The organism is Pedobacter sp. CFBP9032 (genome assembly GCF_034045265.1).
GTDB lineage: Bacteria > Bacteroidota > Bacteroidia > Sphingobacteriales > Sphingobacteriaceae > Pedobacter.
In genome coordinates, this window is the sequence record NZ_JAXCWE010000010.1 from 120,856 (window position 1) to 138,088 (window position 17,233).

The 17,233-nt window shown below is 37.2% G+C and carries 18 protein-coding genes; 9 read left to right on the forward strand and 9 right to left on the reverse strand.

What is annotated here, in order from left to right:
* Window positions 1–21: 21 nt before the first annotated feature.
* The 3 genes from SOM16_RS17565 to SOM16_RS17575 form a co-directional block, all read right to left on the reverse strand.
* A complete protein-coding gene (locus SOM16_RS17565; RefSeq protein ID WP_320465307.1) occupies window positions 22–1,191 on the reverse strand; it encodes a PepSY-associated TM helix domain-containing protein in 1,170 nt (389 codons plus the stop codon).
* 5 nt (window positions 1,192–1,196) lie between these two features.
* Window positions 1,197–3,677 carry a TonB-dependent receptor gene (locus SOM16_RS17570; protein WP_320465308.1) on the reverse strand — a complete coding sequence of 827 codons (2,481 nt, stop codon included), beginning with the start codon at window positions 3,675–3,677 and terminating at the stop codon, window positions 1,197–1,199.
* A 148-nt stretch (window positions 3,678–3,825) separates the two neighbouring features.
* Window positions 3,826–5,064, reverse strand: a complete 1,239-nt coding sequence (locus tag SOM16_RS17575) for a glycosyltransferase (RefSeq protein WP_320465309.1) — start codon at window positions 5,062–5,064, stop codon at window positions 3,826–3,828.
* A gap of 152 nt (window positions 5,065–5,216) precedes the next feature.
* Here SOM16_RS17575 and SOM16_RS17580 point away from each other — a divergent pair, with 152 nt between their 5' ends.
* Complete coding sequence (locus SOM16_RS17580; protein ID WP_320465310.1) at window positions 5,217–5,798, forward strand: tRNA-(ms[2]io[6]A)-hydroxylase; 582 nt, start codon at window positions 5,217–5,219, stop codon at window positions 5,796–5,798.
* A gap of 77 nt (window positions 5,799–5,875) precedes the next feature.
* Here SOM16_RS17580 and SOM16_RS17585 read toward each other — a convergent pair whose 3' ends face one another.
* The 4 genes from SOM16_RS17585 to SOM16_RS17600 form a co-directional block, all read right to left on the reverse strand.
* Window positions 5,876–6,949 carry a DUF3810 domain-containing protein gene (locus SOM16_RS17585; protein WP_320465311.1) on the reverse strand — a complete coding sequence of 358 codons (1,074 nt, stop codon included), beginning with the start codon at window positions 6,947–6,949 and terminating at the stop codon, window positions 5,876–5,878.
* Window positions 6,950–6,951: 2 nt separating this feature from the next.
* The gene (locus tag SOM16_RS17590; RefSeq protein WP_320465312.1) at window positions 6,952–7,221 is read right to left on the reverse strand and encodes a Txe/YoeB family addiction module toxin; all 270 of its coding nucleotides are present in this window, start codon (window positions 7,219–7,221) and stop codon (window positions 6,952–6,954) included.
* Complete coding sequence (locus SOM16_RS17595; protein WP_320465313.1) at window positions 7,212–7,409, reverse strand: DUF2683 family protein; 198 nt, start codon at window positions 7,407–7,409, stop codon at window positions 7,212–7,214. The genes SOM16_RS17590 and SOM16_RS17595 overlap by 10 nt, the downstream gene beginning before the upstream one ends.
* Before the next feature lie 809 nt (window positions 7,410–8,218).
* The gene (locus tag SOM16_RS17600) at window positions 8,219–9,553 is read right to left on the reverse strand and encodes a dihydroorotase (RefSeq protein ID WP_320465314.1); all 1,335 of its coding nucleotides are present in this window, start codon (window positions 9,551–9,553) and stop codon (window positions 8,219–8,221) included.
* Window positions 9,554–9,811: 258 nt separating this feature from the next.
* Between SOM16_RS17600 and SOM16_RS17605 the strand changes: the two genes are divergently transcribed.
* From SOM16_RS17605 to SOM16_RS17620, 4 genes are all read left to right on the forward strand, one after another.
* Complete coding sequence (locus SOM16_RS17605; protein WP_320465315.1) at window positions 9,812–11,158, forward strand: DEAD/DEAH box helicase; 1,347 nt, start codon at window positions 9,812–9,814, stop codon at window positions 11,156–11,158.
* The gene (locus SOM16_RS17610; RefSeq protein ID WP_320465316.1) at window positions 11,159–11,431 is read left to right on the forward strand and encodes a hypothetical protein; all 273 of its coding nucleotides are present in this window, start codon (window positions 11,159–11,161) and stop codon (window positions 11,429–11,431) included.
* Window positions 11,432–11,567: 136 nt separating this feature from the next.
* A complete protein-coding gene (gene gldC / locus SOM16_RS17615; RefSeq protein ID WP_056871223.1) occupies window positions 11,568–11,903 on the forward strand; it encodes a gliding motility protein GldC in 336 nt (111 codons plus the stop codon).
* Window positions 11,904–12,059: 156 nt separating this feature from the next.
* Entirely contained in the window at window positions 12,060–12,482 is a 423-nt protein-coding gene (locus SOM16_RS17620) for a hypothetical protein (protein ID WP_320465317.1), read from the forward strand.
* 297 nt (window positions 12,483–12,779) lie between these two features.
* Here SOM16_RS17620 and SOM16_RS17625 read toward each other — a convergent pair whose 3' ends face one another.
* Complete coding sequence (locus SOM16_RS17625) at window positions 12,780–13,166, reverse strand: hypothetical protein (RefSeq protein WP_320465318.1); 387 nt, start codon at window positions 13,164–13,166, stop codon at window positions 12,780–12,782.
* Between the two features lie 13 nt (window positions 13,167–13,179).
* Entirely contained in the window at window positions 13,180–13,665 is a 486-nt protein-coding gene (locus SOM16_RS17630; protein WP_320465319.1) for a methylated-DNA--[protein]-cysteine S-methyltransferase, read from the reverse strand.
* Window positions 13,666–13,866: 201 nt separating this feature from the next.
* Here SOM16_RS17630 and SOM16_RS17635 point away from each other — a divergent pair, with 201 nt between their 5' ends.
* The 4 genes from SOM16_RS17635 to SOM16_RS17650 all read left to right on the forward strand — a co-directional run bounded on the left by SOM16_RS17635 (window position 13,867) and on the right by SOM16_RS17650 (window position 17,233).
* Window positions 13,867–14,532, forward strand: a complete 666-nt coding sequence (locus SOM16_RS17635; RefSeq protein WP_320465320.1) for a heme exporter protein CcmB — start codon at window positions 13,867–13,869, stop codon at window positions 14,530–14,532.
* Window positions 14,533–14,636: 104 nt separating this feature from the next.
* The gene (gene ccsA, locus SOM16_RS17640) at window positions 14,637–15,299 is read left to right on the forward strand and encodes a cytochrome c biogenesis protein CcsA (protein ID WP_320465321.1); all 663 of its coding nucleotides are present in this window, start codon (window positions 14,637–14,639) and stop codon (window positions 15,297–15,299) included.
* Window positions 15,300–15,459: 160 nt separating this feature from the next.
* Entirely contained in the window at window positions 15,460–15,678 is a 219-nt protein-coding gene (locus tag SOM16_RS17645; protein ID WP_320465322.1) for a CcmD family protein, read from the forward strand.
* Window positions 15,679–15,811: 133 nt separating this feature from the next.
* Window positions 15,812–17,233 (forward strand): Glu/Leu/Phe/Val dehydrogenase, encoded by a 1,422-nt coding sequence (locus SOM16_RS17650; protein WP_320465323.1) that lies wholly within the window; start codon window positions 15,812–15,814, stop codon window positions 17,231–17,233.

Genomic DNA, 17,233 nt, shown 5'->3' on the forward strand with positions numbered 1-17,233 from the left:
CTTAAATTCAGGAGTGGCATTTCAATTAGATACCACTCCTGAATAATTAATTTTTTTCTTCTTCTTTTTACCTAGCCAGATTAAGAAACCAGTTGTTGGTAAGGTAGCTATAATCAGTGATGCTAAAAAGGCGAGTACCTGGGTAGGCCAGCCAAATATTCCGCCATCATGAATGTCGAGATTTGAATTCCGCCACTTCATCCCCAATGATTTATCCTGATGTAATATCTTATCGAAAAGTGTTCCGGTATTTGGATTGAAGTAAAAATAGCTTAATCCCCGCCAGGCATCTCCGGTTTTAACAATTTGAACAGTAGCCATCATACTCATTTTTTCATCTTCCGGATAATTAAGCAGGATAATTTTAAAATTACCATTATTCAATTTTTTGATGGTATTTAATGCAATGTTGCTTGCTGTTTTTGTGCTTACCTCACCAGGAAGGGATACGTATTCCTTTAACAGGTTCGGTCTTTTAGCTGTACCTAAAGATTTATAAATCCCCAGTTCCCACCATCTGAATGACCACACTAATCCAGTAATGACAAGTATAAGGGCAAATGGAATTACATAAAAACCAAACACGCTGTGAAGATCCCAGTTCAGCCGTTTAAATTTTGCATTCCATTTAACAACTAAACGTTGCTTTAAATTCTTTAATTTTTTTGGAAGCCAGATTACGAATCCGGTAAGGATGATAAATAGAAACATTAGAACCGAAGAGCCAACAATTAAACTACCTATTTCTTTTTTTAATAATAGAAATTGGTGCGTCATTCTCACCAGTCTGAAAAATTCATATTTGCGGTTAATCACGCCCTTTACCTTCCCTGTAAACTGGTTAATGTAAACATCTTTATTGTAAGCAACCTGATCCAGGAAAAAAATAGATTTAGATTTTTTGTTGGCCTTGTTTGCTGAAAACAGATAGGCATCTGAATCAGACTTTACCTGGAGTAAATTAATTTTTTCCCCTTTAGGAAGTGCTTTTTGTGCATTTTCCTCCAAAACGTAAAGGGGCAGCGGTTTCGCCGCTGCCTTTACATAAACAATATCCTGATGGAAAAAATTAAAGAGCTCGTCTTCGAAAACGAAAATACATCCGGTTATCGCCACAATGGTAATAATGACTCCGCTGATTAAGCCTAGCCAAAGGTGAAGAAATGCGGCGATCTTTTTAAAGTTTTTCAAGCGGTTTAATTAAATGTATAACCCAAAGTAAATAAGTAATTTGAAGGTGTACCAGGAAATAACCTGATATAATCGTATCCACCAACCCAATGTTTTTTATTGGTAATGTTATTCATATTAAATTGCACCTGCACCTTGCCGATGTTGTAATATAGTGCAGCATTAAATAAGGTATAGCTTGGAATCGTTTGGTTAAAATTCAAAGATAAAATTCTTGAATCTACATAATTTGAACCACCACCAATTCCCAGGCCTTTTAACGCTCCATCAGTAAAGTTATATTTGGCCCAGATATTGGCTGTATTTTGTGGGGCATTGGGTTTTTGTACCCCAATTTCTGCTGCAACAGGACTATCTGTAATTGATGCCTTATTGTAGGAATAAGAAGCTAAAACACTCAACTGAGGGATAATTCGCCCGATAATATCGAATTCAATTCCTCTTGAACGTTCTTCGCCTACGGCACGTAAAAGATCTGGCTGGCCTACCACATTTGCGTTGTATAGTACGTTGGTTTGTTTGATCTGGTAAATGGCCGCAGAGGCGGTTAAGCGGTCATCCAGCCAACTTGTTTTTGCGCCAAATTCGATCATATTACTTTTTAAAGGATCAAATGGTCCGCCGGCATTTGGGTTAGAAATGGCCGAAGCAGTTTGTGGTGTATAACCCATTACATAAGTTCCGTAAAGATTAATATTTGATGTGGCAGAGTAAACCAGACCAAATCGAGGGAGCAAAGCTTTAGAATGTGCTTTTGCTTCAGTAGGTTTCAGGTAATTTGCGAAATCTGTATAATATTCATAGCGAAGCCCAAGTAATGCCTGCAATTTGCCAAACTTAATGTTATCCTGTACATAACCTGCATGTAAAAAATAGTAAGTTGGATCAAACGGGGCCTGGACAAAAAAGTTTTTACTGTCATCCTGCAATCTTTGCGAAGCCATTACATCGTTTAAGTTAAACGATGGCACGTTTGGAACTAGTAAATTGTTCACTACAAGAAAACGTTTGATATAGTTGGTTGGATCTTTATCATATTCAGATTTAACAAATGCAATTGAACCCGTATTTGCTGCATTCCGATAATTTGAGGCCGTCAATTGTGAGGCACCGACAGGAAGTTTTTCACTGGCATAATCGTAACCGGCAACAATTGTTTGTTCTATCTTCCCCGTGCTAATCTTATAATTAATAAAGCTGGAGAAGTTATCAATGTACCGTTTACGGATTCGATTGAAAATCTGCATGGCTATCAGATTGTCCACTACCTTTCCGGTAGCATCCAATGCATATGAATTGGCACTTCTATGTTCATATAAATCTTCACTATAACCAGTCTTCATGTAGGAAGCCGTAAAATTCAGGTTATCGCTGAAACGGTGATTTAGAGAAAGCGCAACATTATAAGTTTTCTCATTTAAACGATCGTTTCCAGTATTTAATGAAGTTGATTGTGGCGTAGAATACAAGTTTCCATTTCCAAAAACTGATTGTCCGCGATCTAAGCGGCTTTTCGAATCATTATAAACCAGGTCGAAATTTAAACTGGTATTTTTTGATGGTAGAAAAGTGAGGGAAGGTGCAATGACTACATTCTTATCAAATTGTAAATCACGGAATGAATTGGCATCTTCATAACCAAAGTTTAAACGATATAGTAAGGTACTGTCTTTATTTGCAGGTCCGGTTACATCTGCAAGTGCACGGAAGGTGTTATAACTCCCCATCGAGAGACTCAATGATTTACGGGTTTCTGCTAAAGGTTTTTTGGTAACCCGGTTAATCACACCACCTGGACTTGCATTTCCATACAATGCTGATGAAGGGCCTTTTAATACTTCTACACGTTCCAGGTAATTTGCCAAAGGCTGTTTCCAGAAACCAGTGCTTGTGCGCATGCCGTTAATTAGCTGGGTATTACTGCCTCCGTTTATTCTAAAGCCTCGGATGGTGATATCATCATAAAAAGTAAATTGGTTTACACCGCTGAAGTTTTTCACCACATCGCCCACACGTACGGCGCCCTGATCTGCAATTAGTTCTTTACTGGCATAAGAAACCGACTGGGGTAAGTCTTTCAATAGAATTTCAGATTTACTTCCGATAAATGTTGCGGTATTTTTATAAGTTTTTTCTTTTCTGCCCGTAATTTCAACTTGCTGTAAATCTGATTTTGTAGGCGATAGGCTAACGTTTAAAGTGACTTTATCCCTATTTAAATTGATATTTCTGCTGGTAGTGATATAACCAACATAACTGAATTTAATCGTTGCCGTGTTTTTAGTTACAGACAAAATGAAGTTACCCTTATTATCGGTAGTTGTTTTTTCATTCCCGTTTTCAGCGTAAACATTTACGCCAGGGATGACGTCACCAGATTCATCAGTAACTTTTCCGTTAATTGTGATAAGGTTTTGAGCTGAGGCAAGGGCATAAGCGCCCATAAAAATGATCAATAATGATAATTTTTTGTAGATATGGTACATTCGATTCTGTTTGGTTTTTATTTAGACTTAATTTAAATAATGCGCAAATCTATAATATATTTCGGAAATGTTACAAACGAAATCTAAAAAAAATATTAATGCTGTTTAGGGTTGTGGCTAACTTATTGGAAATCGCTAATCAAGCAGATTATTTGTGCTTATTTTTTTCTTCAATCCACAGTGACATGTATTTGGTGTATTGAATGGCCTGGTGATTTAGAATTTGTCCGAAAAAATTACGCTGACGGTGTATCATGAGTTGCGTTCGCAATTCTGTAATTCTGTAGTTAAAATCTGTGGTAAAATGGTGTGAGTGATAACGCTGGTTCAGAATTTGGATCCCATTTGCCTGAGCGGCGTGCCAGAGTGTTTTATTGTGGTAGAGATCTGCAGCTTTATTTGTAAAAATTTCATAATCATCTTCCACAAAACCATTCCAGGGCAGGTTGCCTTTCATTGCTTCGGCACCAATAGTTGTCGTTACAGATGGCGTTCCAACTTGCATAGAATCAATGAATTTTCCCTTAACACCGGCTCCAAACTGAATCGGAGCAAGCAGAATTTTATGTTTTGCCAAGGTTGCCCTAGCACTATCTGTTCTGCCTTTAATAAAGAATTTCTCTTTTTTATTCTCCAGTTGTATTACTTTTTGAGAAACATAGGCCCCATAAATATTCAGGTTAGCATCAGGACATTTTTTTCTTAAGGCTGGCCAGATCCTGGTTTTCAAGGTTTGCACCGTGTGCCAGTTTGGTTCGTGAAGAAAGTTCCCAATAAAAACAAAGTCTGCACGTTGTTCAAATGGAATCCAGTATGCTGCTATCTCTGGTGTAATTTCATTTTCTAAAAATGGCAAATAATACAATATTGAACTATCAATTTTGAACTGTTCCATTAAAATTTTCATCTCCGCTTCGGAAATCATTAATGATAGATCACAGCGTAAGATAGAGGCGATCTCCCGTTTTGCAAGATCTGAGAATAAATTTGTTTCTGTTTGCTTTTTGATGCTTTGTTCTCTCGCATTTCTTAAAAAGTGCAGGTCTTCGGTGTCTAGAATTCTTATCGCATCAGGGCATTCCTGCTGAACGCGCCAGCCATATTGTTCTTCAACCATGAATCTATCGAACAATACCATTTCAGGGTTTAAGTCCTTTACAAATGTATTGAAGCTACTATCGTTCAACTTGATTTTATATTCAAGCACATTTCTGCCCGTGAAATCGAAACTAAAATCGGTTTTTAATGCTGCACACGCAAAGGTAATCTGATAGCCGTTGGTTAAAAATAAATCGATCAATTGGATCATCCTCGTTCCTGCTGCGGAAGAAGTAGGTTCCGGCCAGACTAATCCAATAATCAATAATTTTTTTACGCTTCTACTCATTTTCTACAAAATAAGCTCTTTTTTTTTGCTCCCGCAGATAAATGTGATTTTCGTAGATTAAAATATAGATCTGTGATTATCCACTAAATCTTCGGGAGACATTAAACGTATCTTAAATATTCCTAATTTTGCAACTCAATTACAAGTACCAGATGTTAGGATTAAAATTGTTGACAGACCCCCGTTGGGCAAATATTGCCGAATCTAATTTAGAAGAAATTTTATCTGATCACGCCTGGTGCGAACAAAAAGCAGCTACAAATGCCATTACCTTAATTACACAGAACTCCGAACATCAGGATCTGGTAGAAGAATTGACAGCAATTGCAATCGAAGAAATGCAACATTTTCAAATGGTAATTGATATTATTAAGAAACGCGGTTATACGCTTAGTCGCGAGCGAAAAGATGACTACGTTGGGCGTTTGGTGAAATTCAGTAAAAAAGATGGCAGCCGGAATCAGTCGTTTATTGATCGGCTTTTATTTGCAGCAATGATTGAAGCAAGGAGTTGTGAACGTTTTCGTGTACTTTCTCAAAACATTAAAGATGAGAAACTGGCTAAATTTTACCATGAATTAATGGTTTCTGAAGCCGGACACTATACTACCTTTTTAAACTTCGCCCGTAAATATACCATTGATGTGGATGTAGATCAGCGCTGGAAAGAATGGCTGGAATTTGAAGGTGAACTCATCCAAAGTTTTGGGACGAGGGAAGCGATACACGGGTAGGAGGTTACAGGTTGCCAGTGTTGAGTTAAAAGTTGTGGGTTACGGGTTGCGGGTTTGGATGCATAGCCTTTGAACTTTTAACCTTTAACTTTCAATTCATCCTTATGTATATTCCACAACCAGATCACAATATCCTGGTAACTATCAATTCCTTTTTTCTGGTTGTTTAGTTTCAGAAAGCGATCAAAAGCAGCATCCATATAGGCGAACATTTCTCCATTGTACTTGCGCCAGAATTCTTTTTCAGTTTTAAAATCAGCTAAAACTGAAGGCGATAACGTATCATGGAGCCGCTTGTAATCTTCTGGCGATTTCATCCTGATTTCGAATAAGATGTACCTCAGCATTTCATAGTTTGCAGAATATTTATAATTCACATCAGAACTGTTGCTGGCTGTTAAATAACCTAAAAGGTTGGCTTCATCTTCATAAGCAATGCCTAATTGATGGGCAATCTCATGACAGGAAACATAGGGCTTCACAAATTCAGGCAAATTCATGTTCATATTGGCTTCGCCAGATAATGGTGCATAATAGCCTTCAATTCCGACTTTACTCACGATCCATGGAATCAAAACTGATTTTAAACATGGATTTGGATAGCTGAACAATGGATTTTTTTTCTCCATCAAAGTATAAGCTTTCGCTGAATTGGTTTCTAAATCTTTAATAGAATATGCAGACGCTTTGGTTTGTTTAAATTTTAAGTCGTTTGTCTTTTTAGCAAAGTAATCGCCCAATAAAACTAATTCTTTGACAGTATACTTTTCGTTTCCAATGCCCAATTCCTCACTGATGCTCGGCCTGCTGTAATTCAATCCCCAAACCAGTTTGAAAATGATATAAAGAATGAGGAAGAAGTTTAAAATTTGAACAGGAACTATGATCCTATGTTCACGTTTTAATGTTTTTCTTTTTTTAATAAATCTGATGATTTTGTATAGTACAAAACCGATTAGTACCGCATAAACGATATCGCCAATGGCAAAGGGAAAAATCGCGGATATGAATCTTAATGAGGAAGAAATATAAGGATAAACCCCTGTAGAATAATATTTTTGAACAAGCGCAGAAAATAGGCCGAAAATGAAAATCAGTACAGAGATACTGATTGAAACAAGGATAGATCTATATGAGGAAGGCTTAAACACTACTAATAATGGCCTTTCAAAGATAGAATCTCGAGGATAATAATAGTGGAATCATCGTGGATTTCGTAAACAATTCTATGCTCTTCGTTTATTCTTCGAGACCAGGCCCCAGATAATTCATATTTAAGTGCCTCGGGCTTGCCAATACCTGTAAATGGATTTTCTTGAATGGCTATAATTAACTGCTTAATTTTGTTTTGAACAGCCTTGTTGCCAGATTTTTTCCAGTAATTTAGATGCTCAAGAGCTTTTGGAGCAAATATTACTTCCATAACTCTTCGACCGCTATTTTTACGCCCTTGCCACCTTTGATGTCTTTGCGTGCCTGTAATATGTCTTTAACAAACTCAGGATTATAAGAATTTTCCGCTGTTTCGAAATCGATGCTCAAAACCTTCATCACCGCTTTTAAGGCTGCCGCCTGGTCTTCATTTTTCGGGTGTGCAATTAAAGTTTCCATATCATTTAAATTCTCTTACAACAAATATAGCAAACAATAATTTGAAATGATAGGTCAGTTTAAAAGTTTCAAGTCTTTAATATCCTGAAAATGCCTCTGATTGAGGGTGTCGAAAGTTAGGTTGTTTGCCATGGCTTCAAAAAGCCGAAGGTTATGGAAAAGGTTATAGAAGAGGTTAGATAGGTTATAAGGTTAGAACCTTGGACTTTTAACTTTAAAAAGGATTATAGAAGAGGTTAGATGGGTTATAAGGTTATGTATCCGGAACTTTAACTTTAAAAAGGATTTATAGAAGAGGTTAGATCGATTATAAGGTTAGAGCCTGGAACTTTTAACTTTGAAAGGGTTTATGGAAGGGGTTAGATAGGTTATAAGGTTAGAACCCGGAACTTTTACTTTAAAAAGGGTTTATAGAAGAGGTTGGATGGGTTATTGGCTAGGCATCCAGACTGCAGACCAATAATTTTGAAATATTCTATTAATACTGATGTATCAACCATTATCAGGTTCGCCAATCATTTATTGAATTGCTTTTTTTTATTTTGTTGATTTGATCTTCTGAAAATACAGGCCCCTGAAGCAAGAAAGTGGTTAAATCTGACTTATAGATTGCCGGAGGTTTTTCCAAGATTTTTTGTGACCAGTCTCTCTATTATTTTACAAAAAAAGCTACCTGCTCCTTAGGGTTAGAAGGCAATGAGGATATTCCGGAAAATAGTCTTAAAACATTAATTATGAGTTATTGAATAGACAAATTCGTCAAAATATCCTCAAAATCTCTTAAAAATAAATGATTTTGCATTGAGAATCTATCTCTCAAATGTTAATCGCTTGCCAATCTGGTCGGTGGTGAATCTGCCTTTTTTATAGGCCAGGTTTCCTGATACAAAAGTATGGGTTACGCTAGCCTGGAAAGTATCACCATCAAAAGGACTCCAACCACATTTATAGAAATTGTTTAAGGTAGTTACCTTCCATGAATCTTTTAAATCTACTAAAACCAAATCCGCCCAGTAGCCTTCGCGAATATAACCACGTTTTTCAATGTCAAAGCAAATGGCCAGGTTGTGAGCAGTTTTCTCCACAATTTTTTCTAAAGAAATTTTGCCCTGTAAGTGCATTTCCAATAGCGCTGGCAAAGCGTGTTGAACTAAAGGTCCGCCGGAGGGCGCTGTTGCGTAAGGTTGCTGTTTTTCTTCCAGCGTGTGTGGTGCATGGTCAGTTGCGATAACATCAATATTGTCATCTAAAACACCCTGGAGCACACCATTTTGATCTGCTTCGGTTTTTACTGCCGGGTTCCACTTAATAAAGTTTCCTTTCGCCGCATAATCCTGATCATTAAACCAAAGGTGATGAACGCAAGCCTCGGCAGTAATTTTTTTATCTTTTAATGGAATACTATTATCAAATAGTGCAATTTCTTTTGCTGTCGAGATGTGAAGGATATGCAATCGGGTTTGATAACGTTTCGCTAGTTCAACTGCAAGTGATGAAGATTTGTAGCAAGCCTCCGCACTGCGGATCAATGGGTGCATATCAATAGTGAGATCATCACCATATTTTGCTTTATATTCTGCCAGATTATGTCGGATGGTCGCCTCATCCTCACAGTGTGTGGCCACTAAAATTGGTGCTTTGCTGAAAATGTTTTCCAATGTTTTTTCATTGTCGACCAGCATATTCCCAGTCGAAGAGCCCATAAAAACTTTAATGCCACATACATTTTTAGCATCTGTTTTTAGCACTTCTTCGATGTTATCATTGCTGGCGCCCATATAAAATGAGTAATTGGCTAAAGAAGTTTCTGCCGCTATTTTATATTTATCAGCCAATAAATCTTGCGTCAACGTATTTGGAACGGTGTTAGGCATCTCCATAAAGGAAGTAATCCCGCCAGCTACAGCAGCCATGCTTTCTGTAAAAATATCCGCCTTATGTGTTAAACCAGGTTCACGAAAATGCACTTGATCATCAATCATTCCTGGCAAAAGGTATTGTCCTTCGGCATTAATTTCCTGTGTTCCAGGTGCAGAAAGATTTTGACCAATTTGAGCAATTATGCCATCTTTAATAAATACATCGGCTACAATCTTTTGTCCTTCGTTTACTATTGTGGCGGCTTTTATCAGGTAAGAGTTCATGGTTTCAAAGGTAGTAAATTAGTGTTAAGTTAGTAAGTATCGGGGAGAAAGGGTTACGTAGGAAGTTTTAAGTGTTAAGTTTTAAGTATCAAGTATCAGGTATCAAGATTGGGTGGATAAAAGTGGATTGTGGGTAAATCATCTGCCTTACGTCTTCAAATCCTCAACCTTAACAATAAATTAGATTTTTTTAATTGCGTTTAAACCTTATGTCTTACGCCTTCAAACCCTCAACCTTAATCACTATCTTTGTGCGCTATGGCAAAATCGTTTGAAGAATTTAAGTTAAACAGGCAAATTTTAAATGCAGTTGCCGATGCAGGTTATACCGTTGCCACTCCAATCCAGGAAAAAGCAATTGCACCTGTATTATCAGGGCAAGATATTTTTGGGATTGCGGAAACAGGAACAGGTAAAACTGCAGCTTTTGTTTTGCCAATTTTAATGCAATTGAAATATGCGCAGGGCGAAAACCCGAGGGCTTTGATTTTATCACCCACGCGTGAATTGGCCATGCAAATTGCAGAGCAAGTGAAGCTATTTTCTACTTATACTGATCTGCGTTCGCTTGTTATTTTTGGTGGCATCGGACCAAAAACACAGAAAGAACAAATAGCCAAAGGTGTTGATATTTTAATTGCGACCCCAGGAAGATTCCTTGATTTGTACTTGGCAGGCGATATAAACACGCAAAGTTTAAAGTTTCTGGTGTTAGATGAAGCGGATAAAATGATGGATATGGGCTTTATTGGTTCCATCCATAGGATATTAGAAATTGTGCCGCGTAAGCGTCAGAACCTACTTTTTTCTGCAACAATGAGCGATTTAGTGCAAAAGATAGCTGGCGATTTCTTAAATAATCCGCTAGTAATCGAAGCTTCTGCCCAGGCTACACCAGCAGCTAATGTTACGCAGGCTTTGTATTATGTTCCGAATTTTAAGACGAAAATTAATTTGTTGCAACATTTGTTGAAGAATGATGAAGCTTTTAGTCGCTTAATTATTTTCTGCAAGACAAAAACGGTTGCCGATAATATTTTTAGTTTCATTGAGCGTAGATATGGTGCTGATAACGTTCGCGTAATCCATGCCAATAAAGGGCAGAATACCCGGATTAACTCGATCAACAGCTTTAAAGAGGGGAATATTCGTGTTTTGGTAGCAACAGATGTAGCAAGTAGGGGAATAGACGTAAGTGATGTGAGCCATGTAATTAACTTCGATGTGCCAATTATTATTGAAGATTATGTACATAGAATCGGTCGTACAGGAAGGGCTTTTTCTAAGGGCGATGCCATTACCTTTGCAACAGATGCAGAAAAATATTATATCCGAAAAATTGAAAAACTAATACGTCAGTATATTCCGGTTGCCGAAATTCCAGAAGGTGTTTTTATTGATGAAACACCTTATGAAGAGCGCCAGCATATTGCCAAAGAAATTGACATGCAAAAGCGCAAGGAAGATCCTGATTTTCAAGGTGCCTTCCATGAGAAGAAACATGCTGCCGCAATAGAGAAAAAAGCAAGGGAAAAGGCTAAGGCCAAGGCTGGAAAAGAAATTAAGAGTTTCAAAAAAGGTAAAAAATTCGATAAGAAAAAATAAATGAAGCTTAGGATTACCCCTTTAAATATCATTGGCGCAATTGCATTGGGATTGGCAGCTCTTAATATTTTAAGCCCTAAAAACAATGCGCCAGGGCATGTTGATATGAGTGGTTTTTACCTGCTGATTTTAGGTTGTTTAATTCTGGTTACTTTTGTTACAGATTTGATTTTTCGATTTACTTTAAAAGATTTAAAAAGAATCTGGATTATTGAATCATTATTTATAGTTTTCACCACAATTCTTATCCTGATCATTCAAAAGTTATCGTAATTCGATAGTAAAAAAAACAGGTGTAATACAGTCATCCACGTAAGCAAACCAAAAATTAAGCATCTTTGCAACCGTAAAAAAAATAAAATAATGCAGGTTAATCTTTATAATCAGTTTTAATCTGCGAAAACATTGTATGAAGACAGCAGAAATAAAATTAACAGTTGAGTTAGACGAAGGAAATAATCCAGATAATATTCTTTGGGAAAGTACTGATTCTGGAAATGCAGATAAAGTGCCGGCAAAAGCTATGTTTTTATCAGTATGGGATCATAATTATAAAAATACCCTGAAAATAGACTTATGGACTAAAGATATGCCTGTTGATGAAATGAAAAGATTCTTCTATGAAACTTTACAAACCATGGGCGATAGTTTTTTAAAGGCCACGAATGAAACTTTAATTGTTGAAGATTTACGCGATTACTGTGCGCATTTTGCAGAAAAAATGGGTATTGTAGAAGGGCAGTAGGTAGTCATTAGTCATTAGTCATTAGTCATTAGTCATTAGTCATTAGTCATTAGTCATTAAAAAATACCAGGTAAGTTAGCGATTAAACCATTAACTTCCATTACAAACAATTACCAATCAGTGGAATCGTTAAAATCAGTGTAATCATTTTTAAGTATGTTAATCTTAAATAAATTCAGGGCTTTTGTAGGTATTTTGCTTTGCATCATTGCCAGTTTTTGTCCGATGTTGAAGGTGCCAATTAAAGGAAATTGGAATCTGTATCAATCTGATGCACGTCTTTTTATGATTACTTATGCTATCATAGTGATCTCAGTGCTTTTCTTTTTTATAAGGAAAGCTGGTGCATTCAGGTTCATGAGTTTTGTAATGGCCATCTGGTATATATTAGCCGTTGTGGCAGTTTATTTTACGGCTAATAACTATACAAAATACGGCTTCGCAAATAAACTAATTGGTAAAGTTGTTCATTTTCAATGGGGTTGGATTGTGTTTTTGGTTGGCGTATTATTTATGCTTTTTAGCACCAAACGCGGTGATAAAATTATAGCTACAACTAATCCTGAAATGGTGAAGTAAGCTTGCTTACTCAATATCCTTTCGCTTTAATGCAGGAGATTATTTCATCATGGATTTTTTTGTAATGGTTGGAGTGCGAATCATGATGAATAGCAATTTAATTATAGGCGTTGAATAACCCATTATTCAACGCCGCAACTTGAACTTTGCTTTCTTTGCGCCTCCTCTTTGCGGCCTTTGCGGTTAAACTTTTTCATCCTGAAATCACCTCGTTAAAACGAAAGCAACTACTTCGCGTTCTTTGCGCCTCCTCTTTGCGACCTTTGCGGTTAAACTTTTTACCACCACTTCCTCTTCTCAATCTGCTATAAAAAGATCATCTGTATCATCATCTAATGGGATATAAATTCTCTCCCATTCATCACCTTCTACAATTTCCCAGGTATGTCCGATGCCTTTAGTGTCATTCGCAATTAAAACTATTCCGGGTTCAAGCATAAATGTTTCGCCATTGGTTACACCAAATTTTAGCTTGCCTTTAATGGTAATTACATATTGCCTGCGCGGCGCCGGATGAGGAATTCCTTCTAAAGTAGAAACATCAGTTTTAGCAAAGAAATAGCTTGCCTTAATATTTTGTAGGACTGGAATTTTTCCGATCTCAAATGCACAATCATCATTTTCTGTATTAATTAGCCTAATGGCTTTTAGGTAATCTTTTGTTTCGGCTTTTTTTAATATCATCCTTAATATATTTTTAAAATTTAATTGTGGTTTGTCCCTTTTGCGCAATTGCTCTTTCGTGTTCCAATAACCACTGTTTTCGCCACAACCCCCCAGCGTAACCAACCAGTTTACCAGTGCTTCCAATTACCCGGTGGCAGGGAATAGCGATGGCGATATTGTTTTTTCCGTTGGCTGCGGCAATGGCCCGAATGGCTAAAGGCTGATGCGCAGAGAAATTCGCATAGGATATTGTTTCTCCATATGGAATGTTCAATAAGTTCTGCCAAACTCCTTTTTGAAATTCTGTCCCCTTTTGTCTTACCGGGAAATCGAAATCTTTTAAATCCCCTTTAAAGTAGGCTTCCAATTGCCTGGCGACCGCTTTGGTGAGCTCATTTTCCTTCAATAACTCGATATCCTTATCAGAAAAGGTAATGGCATAAACAAAATCGTCATCAGCGAAGATGGTGATTCTGCCTACAGGAGATTCGAGGGTTGATGCGTAATGATTTTCCATTTGTGTGCAGCAGACTCGCGGATTTTGTTTTTGATAATTACAAACCAATAATATTAAAAATAATCTGCTAATCTGCGGTTAAAAATTATTTTCTGTAGAAGTTTAAATCTAAAATTGTAATTCTAAAATCTGATTGCAATATTACAACAATCCAACAAAATTACCCTTCGATAATTTATCAATAAAAGTATCTTTGCAGTTATGCAACTGGCCAAAGAGGTTAAATATTTAATCCATAAGGAAGTACTGTTAGAGTGGCGCTCCAAATATACCATCAATGGAATTCTATTGTATGTAGTTTCTACCATTTTTACTTGCTACTTATCTTTTGTTAGTCTGGGTGATAAGCTGGCCTGGAATGCTTTATTCTGGATTATTATACTTTTTGCATCCATTAACGGAGTTTCAAAGAGCTTTCTGCAGGAAACGAAGGGGCAGCAGTTATACAACTATATATTGGCGAGTCCGGCGGCAATATTAATTTCGAAAACGGTTTATAATATTGTGTTGATGCTGGTTTTAACCACCATTGCTTTAGGTTTTTATACCTTGGTTTTTGATACGTTTACGCCACCAGATTTGTTACTCTATTATGTTGCCGTAATTATGGGAAGCATAAGCTTTTCAACTGTTTTTACCATGGTGTCTGCGATTGCAAGTAAAGCCGGCAATGGTGGAATGCTGATGGCTATCCTCAGTTTCCCGATTATTATTCCGGTATTAATCCTGTTAATAAAGTTGGCTAAAAATGCGGTAGACGGTTTGCCATGGGAAAATAGCTATGATGAAATCGGGATGTTGCTTTTGGTAAATGTATTAACCGTTGCTACCTCTTTGTTGTTATTTCCTTACCTTTGGAAAGATTAAAATTAACGATTAAACGAGAAAATAATTGGCTTATAGAATGACTGAATCACTATTTGGCAAATATTCTCTCATTCAAAATTCACGCAGTCAATAATTAAATATATATGAATAAAATTTGGTGGAAAATTCTGGGATCGGTGTTGGTAATTTATACGGCAATAGCAGGATTATTGCTTGGTGTTCCACGGTTACCTATTCTTAACGAATCAATCCGGAATTTATATTTTCACGTTCCGATGTGGTTTGCCATGATTGTTTTGTTTTCTATATCTGTTTTTTATAGCGTAAGGTCGCTAAGCTCCAAGAGCGAAATAGACGATATGAAGGCTGTTGAAAGTGTTAATGCCGGGATTGTATTTGGTCTTTTAGGTTTGGTTACCGGGGCATTTTGGGCAAAATATACCTGGGGCCAGTTTTGGAGTTTCGATCCGAAACAGAATTTCGCTGCCATTTCAGTTCTATTGTATTTTGCTTATTTAATCCTTCGCAATGCGATAGACGAAGAACAAAAAAGAGCTAAAATATCGGCCATCTATAACATTTTCGCTTTCCCAATGATGGTGGTTTTACTATTTGTATTACCCCGGTTGAAAGATTCACTTCATCCCGGTAATGGGGGCAATCCGGGCTTTAACAGTTACGATTTGGATAGCAGAATGCGGATGGTCTTTTATCCTGCTTGTTTAGGCTGGATTTTAATAGGTTACTGGGTTTATACCATTCGTTTCAGATTACGCTCAATTGAAAATAATCAACAACAAAATTAATGGGAGCGAAGAGTAAAGAGCAAGGAACAAAGAGTAAAGAACAAAGAATGAGGAACAAAGAGCAAAGATTAAAGATGTGTTGCACAACCTTTACCATTTTGTCTTTTAGCGCTCCATTATCATAACTTTTCAATCTCCTAACAATCCAATAAAAACTTACATGAAAAAAATATTGTTCTCCCTAATATTAATGCTTTTAACTGTACAATTATTTGCACAGGAAAACGGTATAGAAATGGCTGATCAGTTGCGCAGCGACGGTAAAATCTACGTAGTGGTTACTTGTATCGTGATCATTTTAGTCGGTTTATTAGCTTATCTTTTCTCAATCGATAAAAGATTAAAAAAAATAGAAAAAGAAAACGACGGCAAAAAGTAAGCTTAAACGTTTTAAACCTGTTTTTTCTGTTATTTTCAATTGGTGTTTCCTTTACACTAAGTCTTTTTTCATTTGGATATATGCAGTTTTTTTAGGCAATTTTGCGGCATACTTAATTCATAAAAGATAAATAATGGCTAATCTAGCAGACGAGAACAAGTTTTTTGCAGATGTATGCAAGAACTTTGACAGTGCGGCTCAATTTACCAACCACCCGGAAGGTTTATTGAACCAGATTAAAGCGTGTAATAGTGTGTATCGTTTCCAATTTCCTATTCGTAGGGGAAACGGTTTTGAAGTGATAGATGCATGGCGTGTAGAGCATTCGCATCACATGAGTCCAACCAAGGGCGGTATTCGTTACAGCGAAATGGTAAATGAGGATGAAGTGATGGCACTTGCCGCCTTGATGACATACAAATGTGCCATCGTAAATGTACCTTTCGGAGGTGCAAAGGGTGGAATTAAAATTAACACCAAACAATATAGCGTAGCTGAGTTAGAAACCATCACTCGTCGTTATACCACAGAATTAATCAAAAAGAACTTTATCGGCCCTGGTATTGATGTTCCCGCTCCGGATTACGGGTCAGGTGAACGTGAAATGAGCTGGATCGCCGATACATACATGACCATGAATCCTGGTCAGCTGGATGCTTTAGGTTGTGTAACTGGTAAACCAATCGCATTGCACGGTATCCGCGGACGTAAAGAAGCTACTGGTCGTGGTGTTGCTTATGCGGTGCGGGAGTGTGTGGATGTTGCTGAAGATATGGCTAAAATTGGCTTGAAAGCCGGTTTAGGAGATAAACGTGTAATTGTTCAGGGTTTGGGTAACGTAGGTTACCATTCCGCAAAATTCCTTGCCGAATTTGGTGCAACTATTGTTGGTTTGTGTGAGTACGAAGGGGCAATCTACAACCCTAACGGTTTAAATGTTGATGAGGTTTTCGCTCACCGTAAAAATACAGGTTCTATTTTAGGTTTCCCTGGTGCAACAGATTTCAGAAATTCAATGGAAGGCCTGGAGCAGGAGTGCGATATCATTGTTCCTGCAGCCTTGGAGAATCAATTTACCGAACTAAATATCCGCAACGTAAAAGCAAAAATTATTGCTGAAGGTGCAAACGGACCAACTACACCAGAGGCTGAAGCCATCTTTACTGAAATGGGTGGAATCATCATTCCGGATATGTATTGTAATGCTGGTGGTGTTACGGTATCTTATTTTGAATGGTTAAAAAATCTTTCTCACGTAGCCTTCGGACGTATGGAAAACCGTTATGCGGCAAATTCAAACGCCAACTTAATCGCTACTTTAGAAAATTTAACAGGAAAAACCATTCTTCCGGAACACCGGTTAATGATTGTTAAAGGCGCATCAGAAATGGAATTGGTAAACTCTGGTTTAGAAGATACCATGATTCATTCCTACCATGAGATCCGTGAAACTTTAAAAGTAAAACCGGGCACACAAACGCTTAGAACAGCTGCTTTCGTAAATTCGATCGATAAAATTGCAGTTTCTTACATGAACCTCGGCGTTTGGCCATAA